The sequence below is a fragment of the Streptomyces sp. NBC_01808 genome (genome assembly GCF_035917395.1).
Taxonomy (GTDB): Bacteria; Actinomycetota; Actinomycetes; order Streptomycetales; family Streptomycetaceae; genus Streptomyces.
In genome coordinates this window covers 7125475-7138149 of record NZ_CP109072.1, presented here as the reverse complement: position 1 = coordinate 7138149, position 12675 = coordinate 7125475, and the positions used below count along the sequence as shown (strand labels likewise).

The window sequence follows — 12675 nt, the reverse complement described above, 5'->3', positions numbered from 1 at the left end:
ACCATGTGACGCCGTGTCCCTGACGGGCCCGGCGAGGGGAGAAGTTTGCCCGATGGCTGCCATGACCCATCAGGTGCAGCAGCGCGTCCAGGAGGCCCTCGACCGCCTGGTCGCGCAAGGACGAGAGACCGGCCTCCAGGCCGCCGCCTACTTCCAGGGCGAACTGGTGGCCAATGCCGCAGCGGGCACCGCGGACCCGGCCGCGGACAGGCCCCTGACCCCGGCCACCCTCATCCACAGCTTCTCCACGGCCAAAGGCGTCACCGCGACCCTGGCCCACGCCGCTGCCGCGCGCCACGGACTCGACTACGACACCCCTGTGGCCGAGTACTGGCCGGACTTCGCAGCACACGGCAAAGAACGCATCACCCTCCGGCACGTCCTGACCCACACCGCGGGGGTACCGCACCTGCCGGCCGACACCGTCCCCGCCCACATGACCGACTGGGACGCGATGTGTGCACGCATCGCCGGCCTGACCCCTTTGTGGGAGCCCGGAACGGCGATGGGATACCACGGCTGGACCTTCGGCTGGATCCTGGGCGAGGTCGTCCGCCGGGTCACAGGGCTTCCGCTCTCCGCAGCCCTGCGCAGCTACGTCTCCGGCCCTCTCGGCGTCGAGGACTCACTGTTCTTCGGCCTGCCCGGCAGTGAACACCACCGTACGGCCACCCTCGTGGACGGCGGATGGGACGCCGCGATCGCCTCGCTGCCCGACTCCGCGGCCATCTTCACCGCATCCCCGCGACCCGTCGCCGCAGGCACCGAACTCGGCAACCAGAAGAACTACCTCAGCGCCCACATCCCCTCGGCCGGCACCATGACCGCAGCCGCCGTCGCCCGCATGTACGCAGCTCTTCTTACCGATACCGACGGCATACACCTCCTGCCCGCCAGCACCGCCAAGGAGGCCGCCCGGCAGGCCGTCTCCGCCGAGGACCGCATGCTCGGCCACCCGAGCCCCAAGACGCTCGGCTACTTCCACGGCATTACCTGGGCCGGCGGCTCACCCCAGTCCTTCGGCACCACCGGCAGCGGCGGCAGCGCCGCCTTCGCCGACCCCACGCACGGCATCGCCTTCGCCCTGACCAAGAACCGCCTCACAGCGGACTCCCACGCCGCACACACCGTCGCCGCAGAGCTCTACTCGGCCCTCGGCCGTACCGCCTGACCCCAACCCGCCCGCAGCGCCGCCCCCACACCGGGTGACGAGCGCCGATTCGTCATACCCAGCCAAGGAGCCACGACCATGACATCCTCCGCCAACACTCCGGCCGACACCGCGAGCCCGGCCTGCTGCGGTGCCCCCGCAGCCGCCCCGACCCCGCAGAACACAGCAGCCGAGCAGCAGCCCCGTGAGGTACTCATCATCACCGACAGCTGCTGCAACCCCGCCGCGGCACCCGCCGAAGAGCGTGCGGTCAAAACCGTCACCGAGGCGATCACCGCCACCGGATCGCCCGCCCGCACACGACTCGTCTCAGCCACCGAAGCACTCGCGGGCGCACTGAGCCCCGAAATCCTCGCCGAGATCCAGAGCCAGCTGGTACGCGGCACCGCCCAGCCTCCCATGGTCATGATCGCCGGTCAGATCGTCGCCAGCGGGAACTTCACCCAAGAGGAAGTCGAGGCCGCCCTCGCCGGAACCAGCGCGTGAGCACCGCACCGCACGTGCGGCCCGACATCGCACTCGTCGGCGTACGCGGCACCACGGAACCGCAGACCGGCAGCAACCTTCTGCGCCCGCTCGGTGATCGCATCATCGAACAGAGCCCGCACCACCACACCACCTACACCGAACTCGCATACCCCGCCACCTTCGACTTCGCCGCCAGTGTCGGCCAAGGAGTGAGGGCCCTGGCCGACCTCCTCAACCAGAGCACAGCCACAGCACCCCACCGCCTGCACGTCCTCATGGGCTACTCCCAGGGCGCCTGGGTCATCGGCGAGACGCTCCTGCCCCCCTCACAGCGCACCGCAGGCCAGGATGCCGCCGAACTCTCACCCGGGGCGGCAGCCCGAATCAGCGCGGTCCTCCTCTACGGAGACCCCCGCTTCACCGACGGGGAACCCTTCAACAGGGGCACCTTCGAACCCGGTCGCCAAAGCGACAACCCCCGCCCGCCAGGCCAGCTGAAGAACTGGCAGGACCGGCTCCAGAACTACTGCGCCCAAGGCGACCTCGCCTGCCAGGGCAGCGGCGGCACCTACTTCGCCCACCTGGCCTACCTCACCAACGAGATGCCCGCACAGGGCGCCGCGTTCGCTCTCGAAAGACTCGCCGCCGACCTGACACAGGGAGAACTCCGTTGAGCTGGAACTTCATGGAACCCGCCAGCCGCAAGAACCTCGACCAGATATGGCGGCGCGAAGCCGACACCATGCTGGCCCTGGCAGCCGACCCCGCCCACTGGGAATCTCCCACCGCCGCCGGGCACTGGCAGGTCCGCGACGTCATAGCCCACATGGCCGACACCACCGCGGTCTACCTCAACTCCTTCGCCGCCGCCCGCGGCAAGGCAGACCCCGTCGGCCCTCTCAACGTCCGTGACATGGCACGCATCATGGACGAGGACGCCCTCGCCCTGCGCAACGTCGCGCAGGACGAACTCCTGGCCCGACTGCGCGGCCTCCTCGACGAAATCCTCCAGGTGACCGGTGAGCTCTCCGACAGCGAGTGGACCGAACTCCTCGTACCGCACAAGTACATGGGCCCCGTTCCTGCCTGTTTTCTGCCCATTTGCCAGGTCCTCGACTACATCGTCCATACCTGGGACATCCGTGAAGGCCTCGACGACTGTCACGTGCTGAACGCCGATGCCGCCGACATCCTCGTTCCCGTCTGCTTCCTGATGTGGCAGAACACCAGCGACACCACCGGCACCGAACCCTTCAGCATCGGCATCCGCGTCACCACGGGCCCCCATGCCGGAACCACACGCGCCGACATCACCGGCGACGGAATAGCCTTCACCCCCGGACCCGTCGACGACCAGCACACCGTCCTGGAATTTGACCCCGCCAGTCTCGTCCTGGCCGCCTTCGGCCGGGCCAACACCGGAACCTGCCGGGGAGACCAGCGGCTCGCCGGACGCTTCCTCAACATCTTCTATCGCATCTGAACGGGAACCGGGCCCGACATGACCACGACGACGAACATCCTGGAGCGCGCACGCGCCTTCGCCCACCACGAACTGGTCGGCCAGGAGGAGTACCTCGACTCCTTCGACACCGCACCGCTGCCCCTCTACAAGACCTTCCACGAACAAGGCCTCTCCAACTGGTGGATAGCCCCCCAGCACGGCGGCCGCGGACTCACCCTCGAAGACAGCGTCGACATCGTCTCCGAACTCGCCTACGGCGACGCCGGAGCCGCCTTCACGCTCTTCATCTCCATCCTCGGCACCACCATGGTCCAGCTCTACGGCAGCGAGGAACTCCAGGCCCGTTACCTTGCCGCCATGGCCCGCACCGGCGGCTTCTGCGCCACCCTCGGCAGCGAAGAAGCCGCAGGCAGCGAACTCGCCAGGATCACCACCACCATCGCCCGGGACGGCGGCGACGTCGCCGTCAACGGCACCAAGTACTTCTCCACCAACACGGGATTCGCCGACTTCCTGATCGTTGTCGGCCGCTCGGCCGAAGACCCCAGCGACTTCATCGCCGTCCTCGTCCCGGCGGGCACACCCGGAGTCCACATCACCAAACGCTGGGAAATGATCGGCCTACGGTCATCCGGCACCTACGAGGTCAGCCTCATCGACTGCCGGGTCCCCGCAGCCAACGTCCTTCGGGGTCCGGGCCTGCGCCTGCTGGAGGTGGCACTCAACGCCAGCCGGATCCTCATCGCCACCACAGCCCTCGGCGTCGCACGCCGCATCCGCGACATCAGCATGGACTACGCCGAGGACAAAACTCTCCAGGACGGCTACCTCATCGACCACCCCGTCTTCATGAACCGGCTGGGAAAGATGGAAACCCAGATCGACGTCATGAAGAACCAGTGCCGAGCCGCTGCCCGCGAATTCGACACCCTCATGGCGCGATCGGACGCAGCCGACGCACTCGTCCAGCGCGGCACCCTGCGCTCGGCCCTCGCGGCGAAAATGTACTGCGGCCAGGCCGGATGGGAGATCGCCAGTGCCGGATCCGAGATGTTCGGTGGCCTCGGCTTCACCACCGACCACATCATCGGCAAACTCCTGCGGGACATCCGCTATGTGTCGATCGTCGAAGGCGGAGACCCCGTTCTGCAGGAACTCATGTTCAACCGCTACGTCCTGCCCGAACCCAAACGCGGCTGACCCCCAACGCCACGCACGGACCCCTCGTGGCGGCGGCGCGCCCACCGCCGTCGCCACCCCGTACGGGCGCCGCCCTGCGCCGTCCCGACCCGCGTGGCGAGGGCAGCACCCGCTGGTCCGCCTGAGGCTTCAGTGACCGAAACTCACTGGTTGTTGCTACACGTTGACCAATGTAAATATAGATCTATGTCGAACCTGAAGATTCTGGACGTGGCACCCCTGCCACAAGGAACTGACATCTGCATCCCCAACCCTGCCCCAGAAGCTCTGGGGCAGCAGAAGGCGGAGCAGATAGCCGCCATGTTCAAGGCCCTGGGGGACCCCGTTCGGCTGAGGCTCTTTTCCAACATCGCCTCGCACAGCGCCGGAGAGGTATGTGTCTGCGATATCGCTGACGTCGGGGTCTCTCAGCCGACCGTGAGCCATCACCTCAAGAAGCTCCGCGAGGCGGGCCTGCTCGCTTCGGAGCGCCGTGGAACATGGGTGTACTACAAGGTCGTCCCCAGTGCGCTTGCCCCCCTCGCGGAGATCTTGTCCCTCACGAATCAGCAGAGCGTCCCTCAGTCGGCCTGCTGCCAGTAGGCGGGAGCGCAGCGCATCGGCCGGCCTCGTTGTGGACCGACGGACCCGGCACTGCTGCCGGGACAGCGACGCATCGGAGCGCTCGCGCGATGAGTGGTTCGCAGGCTGCGGATCTCCACGCGACCACGTCTCGCTCCCTCTCCGCCTCCTGCGCCGAGGAGCCGTAGCGATCGGCCGGCCTGGGTGGGTCAAGGGAGGCCGAGGAGTTCCGCGATGGCCGTGGCGGCGTCGCGTGCGGGACGGCCGACGCCGATGAGGGTCGCGGAGGCCGGGCCGGTCCGGTTGCCGTAGCCGAGAAGGTGGAGGTGCGGCTCCTCAAGCGCCCGGGTGCCCGTGGTGGGGATGTGCCCGCGGGGCCCCCGCATAGCGAGCGGCGCGAGGTGGGACAGCGCGGGGCCATTCGACGCCGGTCGCGGTGAGCCGGCGGAACATCGGCTGTGCCCTGAGGAGTCCGGCGTCGCGCGCCTCGTGTACGGGCCGCATGACGACGATGTCGCCGAGTGAGGCGACGCAGGTGGTAGCCGGCGGCGAGTCCGGCCTGGCCGCCGCCGGTGACGACCACGTTGACGCGTGGTCACCACGGCGCAGCCCCTTTCCTCGCACCGCTGCCCCGCCGTGTACCGCGGAGCAGCCGAACCATGCCGTACGACCGGCTAATTGACCTGCGCCGCGGTGAACTTCTTGCGCCAGGCGAGCGAGACGTACACCAGCGCCACCAGCACCGGAACCTCGATCAGCGGACCCACGACACCCGACAGCGCCTGGCCGGACGTGACGCCGAAGGTGGCGATGGCGACCGCGATGGCGAGCTCGAAGTTGTTGCCGGCGGCCGTGAAGGCGAGCGTGGCGGTGCGGTCGTAGTTCAGGCCGATCGCCTTGCCGAGGAGGAACGTGCCGAACCACATCACCGCGAAGTAGACGAGCAGCGGGAGCGCGATGCGGACGACGTCCAGCGGCTGCGAGGTGATGGTCTTGCCCTGGAGCGCGAAGAGAACGACGATCGTGAAGAGCAGGCCGTAGAGGGCCCAGGGGCCGATCTTCGGCAGGAACTTCGCCTCGTAGGACTCGCGGCCCAGTTTCTTCTCGCCGATGCGGCGGGTCAGGAACCCCGCGGCCAGGGGGATCCCGAGGAAAATGACGACGTTCAGCGCGATCTTCCACATGGAGATGTCGAGATGTTCGCCGTCGCCAAGGCCGAGCCATCCGGGCAGCAGGTCGAGGTAGAACCAGCCCAGGACGCCGAAGGCGATGACCTGGAAGACGGAGTTCAGCGCCACCAGGACGGCTGCGGCTTCGCGGTCGCCGCAGGCGAGGTCGTTCCAGATGATGACCATGGCGATGCAGCGGGCCAGGCCGACGATGATCAGACCGGTCCGGTACTCCGGCAGGTCCGGCAGGAAGAGCCAGGCCAGCGCGAACATGAGTGCCGGGCCGAGGACCCAGTTCACGACCAGCGACGAGGCCATCAGCTTGCGGTCGCCGGTGACGGCGTCGAGCTTGTCGTAGCGGACCTTGGCCAGGACCGGGTACATCATGATCAGCAGGCCCACGGCGATCGGCAGCGAGATGCCACCGATCTCGACCCGGGCGAGCGCGTCGTTCAGCCCGGGAATCAGCCTGCCGAGCCCGAGGCCGAGTCCCATGGCGATCAGGATCCAGACGGCGAGGAAGCGGTCGAGGGTCGACAGCTTCGCGACGACCGAGGGGGGCTCGGTCGTCGCGGGCGCCTGGGTGGGGCTCACGGACAGGCCCTCTTGTTCTCGCCGGCGGTACGGGCTGATTCGGCCAGGTCGGCGAACTGGCCGGCAAGCTGGGCGATGGCGTCCGGGCACAGCTTGTAGTAGGTGAAGCGCCCGCAAGGCTCGGTCTCCACGACGCCGGCCTCGCGTAGCACTCTCAGGTGGTTGGAGAGATTGGTCTGACGGGCACCGGTTTCCTCGACGAGGTGGGTGGTGCAGAGGGTCTCGCGGGCGAGCAGGGTCACGATCTGCAGGCGCAGGGGGTCGCCCAGCGCCCGGATCAAATCAGTGTCGACTGACGTCATCATGCACTGATACTCTCACATCAGTGGTGACTGACACCATCGGGCGCTGATTTCATTCGTGCCTGATTTCGGTCGTGAGACAAGAGAGACTGCCGTGTCCGAGAAGCCCTCCGTCCTGTTCGTCTGCGTCCACAACGCCGGCCGCTCCCAGATGGCCGCCGCATGGCTGTCGCACCTGGCCGGGGACCGCGTCGAGGTCCGTTCCGCGGGTTCCGCCCCTGCCGACCAGGTCAACCCCGCCGCCGTCGAGGCCATGCGCGAGGTTGGCATCGACATCACCGCCGAAGCCCCCAAGATCCTCACGGTCGACGCGGTCAAGGCGTCCGACGTCTGCATCACCATGGGCTGTGGCGACACCTGCCCCGTCTTCCCCGGCAAGCGCTACCTCGACTGGACGCTGGACGACCCGGCCGGCCAGGGTGTCGAGGCCGTACGCCCGATCCGTGACGAGATCAAGAAGCTCGTCGAGAACTTGATCGAGGAGATCGCCCCGGCGAACCCGGAGCAGACCGCATGAGCGAGATCGGCGAGGTCGTCATCACCGCTCCGGCCCCGCCGGATACACCGCCGCTCTCTACGCCGCCCGCGCCCAGCTGAAGCCCCTGGTGTTCGGCAGCTCGATCTTCGTGGGCGGCTCGCTGACCACGACGACCGAGGTCGAAAACCTCCCGGCTTCCCGGACGGTGCCGACGGTCCGGTCCTTATGGAGAACCTGCGAGCCGAGGCCGAGAAGTTCGGCGCCGAGATGGTCGACGACGACATCGTCTCCGTCGACCTCACCGGAGAGGTCAAGGAGCTCACCGACTCCGAGGGCACCGTCCACCGCGCCAAGGCCGTGATCATCGCGACCGGATCCGGCTACCGCAAGCTCGGCCTGCCGAACGAGGAGGAGCCGTCCGGCAGCGGTGTCTCCTGGTGCGCCACCTGTGACGGGTTCTTCTTCCGCGACCGCGACTTCGTCGTGGTCGAGGGCGGCGACACCGCCATGGAAGAGGCAACCTTCCTGCCCCGCTTCACCCGCTCCGTCACCGTCGTCCACCGCAGCAGGGCTCGACGCCGAGCGCTACCTCGCCGCCCTCGCCGACAAGGCCCCCGATCTGGTCGTGACTTGAGGTAGTGGGGTGCACCGAGTCGGTCGCAGGCAAGCTTCAGTAGCAGCTGGTCAGGAGACCGCAGCAGTACGCGGCGTCGACTCCTGCTGCTCCAGGCTCACCGTGGTGTCGCACAGCCGCCCCACCTGTGCCGGGTCATGGGAGACGATCAGGACGGTGCGGTGTCCCCGGAGAGCGGCTACGGATTCCTCGACGATGTCGCGGCTCCGTTCGTCCAGCGCGCTGGTGGGTTCGTCCAGAAGGAGCGCTGCGGGTTCCAGCGCCAGCGCCCGGGCGAGGCAGAGCCTCTGCCGCTGCCCTGCGGATAGCGTCTGGGCGGGAGAGTCGAGTCTGTCGCGCACCTCTTTCCACAGTCCCGCCTCACGCAACGCCTGCTCGGCCCTGTCATGCAGTGCTTCCCGTGCCACTCTCCTCACGTGGCGGATCCCGAAGATAGCGTTGTCAAGGACGCTGCCTCCGAAGACGACCGGTACCTGAGGGACGAGTACGATCTTGGTTCTCAAGTCGGCGTCGCCCTTGCGATGCTCGATCCGACGTCCCAGCACATGCACATCTCCGTCTCGTACCAGCCCGTTGGGAAGCAGGTCGACCAACGCGCGCAGCACCGTGGACTTGCCCACGCCCGAAGGGCCGCTCAGGCCGGTGGTCGTCCCGTGCCCGAGCTCTAAGGAGACGGGCCCCACAAGGGTCCTCTCACCATCGCGCACCCGGAGCCGGTTCGTGACTATCACGTTGTCCATCGCTCTCCTTCGAGGCGGTTGCGCAGCGCGACTGCCACGCTGAGCAGTACTGCGGTGATCAGCACCAGGACCATGGCGCTTCCCCACGCCTGTGCCACCGCTTGTGGGTCTCCGGAGTCCTGGGACAGGGTGAAGATGTGCGTCGGCAGCGCCTGGACCGGAGAATCGACGATGCCGTCCGGGAGGGCGGGAGCTCCGAAGAAGACCGTTGCGGTGAACAGCAGGGGGGCGGTCTCTCCTGCCGCTCGGGCCAGCCCCAGCAGCAGGCCGGTGACCGTGGCCGGCCACGCGAAGGGGACCACGACGGAGCGGATGAACTGTGCGCGTGTCAGCCCCAGCGACAAGGCGCTTTCGGTCAGTTCGGGAGACATGCTTCGTACTCGGCTCGCGGTGGTGAGCGCGACAATGGGTACGACGACCGGGACCAGGACGATGGCACCGGCCAGCCACGATCTTCCCCACCCCATCGTGCTGGACAGGATGACGAACCCGGCCAGTCCCAGAAGGATGGTCGGTGCCCCACCGACGACCACGGTCATCGTCTGGAGCAGGCGCGCGGTGCGTTCTGATGCGTGGACACCCATCAGAATCCCGGCACCGAAGCCCAGGGGCAGTGAGATCAGTCCTGTGGTGGCGATCAGAAGCAGAGTCCCCACGATCTGGTCGCGTACGCCTCCGCCCGCGGCGCCGGTCGCGGAGGTGAACCAGAACGACGGGTTGAAGGCGCTGCTGCCCCGGGTGGCAAGGAGCGCGAGCATGGCCACCAGCACCGCCGTCGGCAGCAACAGTGCTCCCAACCGCAGCGCGGCGATGAGCCGGTCCTGCTGCATGCGCATCCGTGCTGCCGGCCGGTAGGAGGCGCGTCGGCTTTTCACCGTTCGCGATGCGCCACGGGTTCCGAACACGGTCGCGGCGGCCACGAGCGCCAGAAGGATGATGCCCAGTCCGCACAGGGCGGCGAAGTACGGGCCTGAGGTCCCGGCCAGCACCGGTTCAGGACCGGCGAGCTTCGTGGTCAGCGTCTGTCCGGGGTGGACCAGCGAGTCGAGGAACTCGCCGAATGTCGTGGGAAGTCGTCCGTCAGCCCTTCCCACGACCAGGAAGACCGCGATGGCCTCACCGAGTGCCCGAGCCAGGCCGAGCAGAACAGCCGCACGCATCGCGGGTTTCGCGAGAGGGAGGACCGCGGACCGGATGACCTCACGCCGTGTCAGCCCCAGAGAGGAGGCCGCCTCGCGGTAGCGGTCCGGGACTGCGGCCAGAGCATCCACGCTCACGGCCACCACTGTTGGTGTGATCATGACTGCGAGCACGATGCCTGCAGCCAGCAGGCTGTCTCCGCCCGGCACGTCTGCCATCCGCGCGATGACGGGCCGGATGATCAAGATGCCGATGAGACCGTAGACGATCGAGGGGACGGCTGCGAGCAGTTCCACGCACAGGCGCAGCGGGCGCGCGAGACGCGGCGGAAGGTACTCCGACAGGGCCACCGCCGCTGCCCAGCTGACGGGCACGGCGATCGCGAGAGCGGTCAGACAGACGACGACGGATCCGTAGATCATCGCCAGTCCGCCGAAGGCAGAGTAGGTCGGGCTCCACGAGGGATCCGTGAGCAACTCCGGCCAGTCGACTTCGCCGCTGCCGAGGCCCGCGCCGAGATACCCCACCAGGACTACGAGGACGGCCGCTACGGACAGCGCGCCTGTGAACACCCAGCCCCAGATCCATCGCGACGGGCGGGGGCGGGGCGCTTCGTCCGGTGGGGCCGGCTGACGCACCAGCGTCTTGACGGCCACCGGTTACTTCCCGATTTGCTTGAGCGTCAGGTAGCCGTGCTTGGACAGCAGCGTCTGCCCCTTGTCCGTCAGGATGTAGTCGATGAACTCCTTCGCCGTTCCCTTCGGCTCACCGTTGGTGATCATGTACAGGGGCCTGGACATCGGATACTTCCCTGACGCGACGTTCTCGGAACTCGGGGCGATTCCGTCCAGGGTCACCGCGGCCAGGTCGTTGTGCCCCTCGATGAAGCCGGTGGAGAGAGGCGCGACGGCGCCGGGGGTGGACTTGACCTTGTTCCGGGTCTCGAGGTTGCCTCCCACGATGGCGAAGTTGCCGGACTCCGGCGGGGGCGGCGGCTTCCCGTCCCCGTAGACGTACTTGTCCAGCACCTCACGGGTCCCGCGGCCCGGCTCCTTGTCGTAGACGAAGACGTTCAGGTCCGGCCCGCCGACCTCGGACCAGTTCGTGATCTTTCCCTCGAACAGGCCGCGGACCTGGTCCGCGGTCAGGTTCGTCACCCCTGCATCCGCGACCTTCTTGGTGACGATCACACCGACCGCGTCCGAGCCGATCTGAGTCGTGACGAAGTCGGTACCGGCGTGTGCCGAGCGGTCTTCGTCCGACAGGGGCTTCGAACTCAGCGCGATGTCTATCTGACCCGCGCCGAGTTGGGCTATGCCGCCGGCGGATCCGCCCTGCGTGGCGACGGTGATGTCGAGCCCTTTGGCCTTCAGAGCCTCGGCCGCATCAGCGGCGACCGGTGCCACCGTGGTGGATCCGCTGGCCTGCATCGCCCCGGTCCCGCCTGCTTCGTCGGCGCAGGCCGTGACGAGCGACGCGAGCACCAGAGTGGCAGACGCCAGTCGCCCGTAACCGCGCCTCCTGCTGCCGATCACCGTGGACGGTTCCGTGTGCCGGGTATGGCCGTTGAATATCAATCGGGGCTTGCGTGACATGCGAGGTCCCCTCGTGACAGCCGCTAATTCGAGAGGAGTCTAATCAGACTCTCGCGCCCCATGGAACCCTTGACCAACTCCCCCTCGTTGCAACGCTGTTGACAGAAACTTGCTCCGGGGTACGCCGCGACTTCACTTACTGTTCGATCCAGACTGGCATAATTCGGGCTAATGAGGACGTCAGGGCGACCGGGTCGTGAGCGTGGTCGCCCGCATGCTGGTACTGGAGTGACGATCTCTCAGGTGGGGCCTGTGGTGTCGCGATCGACGGGACGGCGGATTCGCTGGCGGAATCCTGATGTCGGTGGCCCCCACTCCGGTCGGTGTCTCCGGCGCCCGCTGATCGCGGGCGCCGTGCGTCACCTTCAGGGATGGGCTCTTGCCTCACTGGTCGGCGTCGGGGCCTTGACGACGCACACCTCCCGCGGCTCCTTTCCGAGGCCGGGGACCCACACCTTGCCCTGTAGTACGTAGCAGCACGAAAGCGCCGGCGCAGCTACGCGAACCTCGCGTTGGTAGATCGCCAGCACCTCGTCGGTGTGGCTGGACTGAAGCGGCACGATGACGGTCCGCGTCGTGCCGACTTAAGTGGGCACGGTATGACTCCTCGGGCTCGGGCCAAGGATCAGGTCCTGGCTTCCGCAGTCAGAAGCTGCCCCATCGCGGCCAGCACGCTGGGTTCGACACGGTAGTAGACCCAGGTGCCCCGGCGCTCAGACGCCAGCAGTCCCGCCTCTTTGAGGCTCTTCAGATGGTGGGACACGGTGGGCGGAGAGACACCGACGTCGGAGATGTCGCATACGCATGCCTCACCACCCTCGTGGGAGGCGACCGCGGAGAACAAGCGGAGACGGACCGGGTTGCCGAGGGCCTTGAACATCCTGGCGGCCACCTCGGCCTCTTCGGCTCGGTACGGACGCTCGGTGAGCGGTGGGCAGCATGGCTCTATGGATGGCTCAATCATGAGCGATGACCTGGGATTCGACATGTATCGATGTTGACATGCGTCTAATTATGGCCGAGATGCGGGAGGCGGGACAGAAACGGCCATCACGCGCGGGGCGCGGAAGAGAAGCACCCATACCGGGCCATCCGCCCCTCGGCAGCCGAAACATCGAACCCCTCCCCCATGCGTGCGATGGCGATGGATTCGATAGA

General features: G+C 67.5%; 13 protein-coding genes and 2 pseudogenes. 8 read left to right on the top strand and 7 right to left on the bottom strand.

Annotated features, from left to right (window positions below; genetic code table 11):
• Positions 1 to 52: 52 nt before the first annotated feature.
• From OG946_RS31555 to OG946_RS31530, 6 genes are all read left to right on the top strand, one after another.
• Positions 53 to 1171 carry a serine hydrolase domain-containing protein gene (locus OG946_RS31555; RefSeq protein ID WP_326799358.1) on the top strand — a complete coding sequence of 373 codons (1119 nt, stop codon included), beginning with the start codon at positions 53 to 55 and terminating at the stop codon, positions 1169 to 1171.
• A gap of 78 nt (positions 1172 to 1249) precedes the next feature.
• On the top strand, positions 1250 to 1657 hold the full coding sequence (locus OG946_RS31550; RefSeq protein WP_326799357.1) for a hypothetical protein: 408 nt from the start codon (positions 1250 to 1252) through the stop codon (positions 1655 to 1657).
• Positions 1654 to 2313 carry a cutinase family protein gene (locus OG946_RS31545; protein ID WP_326799356.1) on the top strand — a complete coding sequence of 220 codons (660 nt, stop codon included), beginning with the start codon at positions 1654 to 1656 and terminating at the stop codon, positions 2311 to 2313. Before OG946_RS31550 ends, OG946_RS31545 begins: the two co-directional genes overlap by 4 nt.
• The gene (locus OG946_RS31540) at positions 2310 to 3122 is read left to right on the top strand and encodes a maleylpyruvate isomerase family mycothiol-dependent enzyme (RefSeq protein ID WP_326799355.1); all 813 of its coding nucleotides are present in this window, start codon (positions 2310 to 2312) and stop codon (positions 3120 to 3122) included. The genes OG946_RS31545 and OG946_RS31540 overlap by 4 nt, the downstream gene beginning before the upstream one ends.
• Before the next feature lie 18 nt (positions 3123 to 3140).
• The gene (locus OG946_RS31535) at positions 3141 to 4304 is read left to right on the top strand and encodes an acyl-CoA dehydrogenase family protein (protein WP_326799354.1); all 1164 of its coding nucleotides are present in this window, start codon (positions 3141 to 3143) and stop codon (positions 4302 to 4304) included.
• 186 nt (positions 4305 to 4490) lie between these two features.
• Positions 4491 to 4886 carry an ArsR/SmtB family transcription factor gene (locus OG946_RS31530; protein WP_326799353.1) on the top strand — a complete coding sequence of 132 codons (396 nt, stop codon included), beginning with the start codon at positions 4491 to 4493 and terminating at the stop codon, positions 4884 to 4886.
• Between the two features lie 188 nt (positions 4887 to 5074).
• On the opposite strand, the pseudogene OG946_RS31525 reads toward OG946_RS31530, so the two are convergent.
• The 3 genes and pseudogenes from OG946_RS31525 to OG946_RS31515 all read right to left on the bottom strand — a co-directional run.
• A pseudogene (locus OG946_RS31525) lies at positions 5075 to 5396 on the bottom strand (pyridine nucleotide-disulfide oxidoreductase); the annotation flags it as partial.
• 143 nt (positions 5397 to 5539) lie between these two features.
• A complete protein-coding gene (gene arsB, locus OG946_RS31520; RefSeq protein WP_326799352.1) occupies positions 5540 to 6628 on the bottom strand; it encodes an ACR3 family arsenite efflux transporter in 1089 nt (362 codons plus the stop codon).
• Positions 6625 to 6933 (bottom strand): ArsR/SmtB family transcription factor, encoded by a 309-nt coding sequence (locus OG946_RS31515; protein ID WP_326799351.1) that lies wholly within the window; start codon positions 6931 to 6933, stop codon positions 6625 to 6627. The genes arsB and OG946_RS31515 overlap by 4 nt, the downstream gene beginning before the upstream one ends.
• Positions 6934 to 7024: 91 nt before the next feature.
• Here OG946_RS31515 and OG946_RS31510 point away from each other — a divergent pair, with 91 nt between their 5' ends.
• Together OG946_RS31510 and OG946_RS31505 are read left to right on the top strand one after the other, a co-directional pair.
• A complete protein-coding gene (locus OG946_RS31510) occupies positions 7025 to 7447 on the top strand; it encodes an arsenate reductase ArsC (protein WP_326799350.1) in 423 nt (140 codons plus the stop codon).
• Positions 7444 to 7987 (top strand): annotated as a pseudogene (locus tag OG946_RS31505) (NAD(P)/FAD-dependent oxidoreductase); the annotation flags it as partial. The gene OG946_RS31510 and the pseudogene OG946_RS31505, both read left to right, overlap by 4 nt.
• A gap of 105 nt (positions 7988 to 8092) precedes the next feature.
• Here OG946_RS31505 and OG946_RS31500 read toward each other — a convergent pair.
• From OG946_RS31500 to OG946_RS31480, 4 genes are all read right to left on the bottom strand, one after another.
• Positions 8093 to 8782: an ATP-binding cassette domain-containing protein gene (locus OG946_RS31500; RefSeq protein ID WP_326799349.1), complete on the bottom strand. Its 690-nt coding sequence runs from the start codon at positions 8780 to 8782 to the stop codon at positions 8093 to 8095.
• Positions 8770 to 10578 (bottom strand): phosphate ABC transporter permease subunit PstC, encoded by a 1809-nt coding sequence (pstC, locus tag OG946_RS31495; protein WP_326799348.1) that lies wholly within the window; start codon positions 10576 to 10578, stop codon positions 8770 to 8772. The genes OG946_RS31500 and pstC overlap by 13 nt, the downstream gene beginning before the upstream one ends.
• 3 nt (positions 10579 to 10581) lie before the next feature.
• Positions 10582 to 11517: a phosphate ABC transporter substrate-binding protein gene (locus OG946_RS31490; protein WP_326799347.1), complete on the bottom strand. Its 936-nt coding sequence runs from the start codon at positions 11515 to 11517 to the stop codon at positions 10582 to 10584.
• A gap of 625 nt (positions 11518 to 12142) precedes the next feature.
• A complete protein-coding gene (locus OG946_RS31480; protein WP_326799346.1) occupies positions 12143 to 12505 on the bottom strand; it encodes an ArsR/SmtB family transcription factor in 363 nt (120 codons plus the stop codon).
• Positions 12506 to 12675: the final 170 nt, after the last annotated feature.

Bases quoted from the DNA above. Each gene is read 5' to 3' on its own strand.
- OG946_RS31555 (WP_326799358.1), top strand. From the start codon at position 53: ATGGCTGCCATGACCCATCAGGTGCAGCAGCGCGTCCAGGAGGCCCTC.
- OG946_RS31550 (WP_326799357.1), top strand. From the start codon at position 1,250: ATGACATCCTCCGCCAACACTCCGGCCGACACCGCGAGCCCGGCCTGC.
- OG946_RS31535 (WP_326799354.1), top strand. From the start codon at position 3,141: ATGACCACGACGACGAACATCCTGGAGCGCGCACGCGCCTTCGCCCAC.
- OG946_RS31530 (WP_326799353.1), top strand. From the start codon at position 4,491: ATGTCGAACCTGAAGATTCTGGACGTGGCACCCCTGCCACAAGGAACT.
- OG946_RS31515 (WP_326799351.1), bottom strand. From the start codon at position 6,933: ATGATGACGTCAGTCGACACTGATTTGATCCGGGCGCTGGGCGACCCC.
- OG946_RS31500 (WP_326799349.1), bottom strand. From the start codon at position 8,782: ATGGACAACGTGATAGTCACGAACCGGCTCCGGGTGCGCGATGGTGAG.
- OG946_RS31490 (WP_326799347.1), bottom strand. From the start codon at position 11,517: ATGTCACGCAAGCCCCGATTGATATTCAACGGCCATACCCGGCACACG.
- OG946_RS31480 (WP_326799346.1), bottom strand. From the start codon at position 12,505: ATGTCGAATCCCAGGTCATCGCTCATGATTGAGCCATCCATAGAGCCA.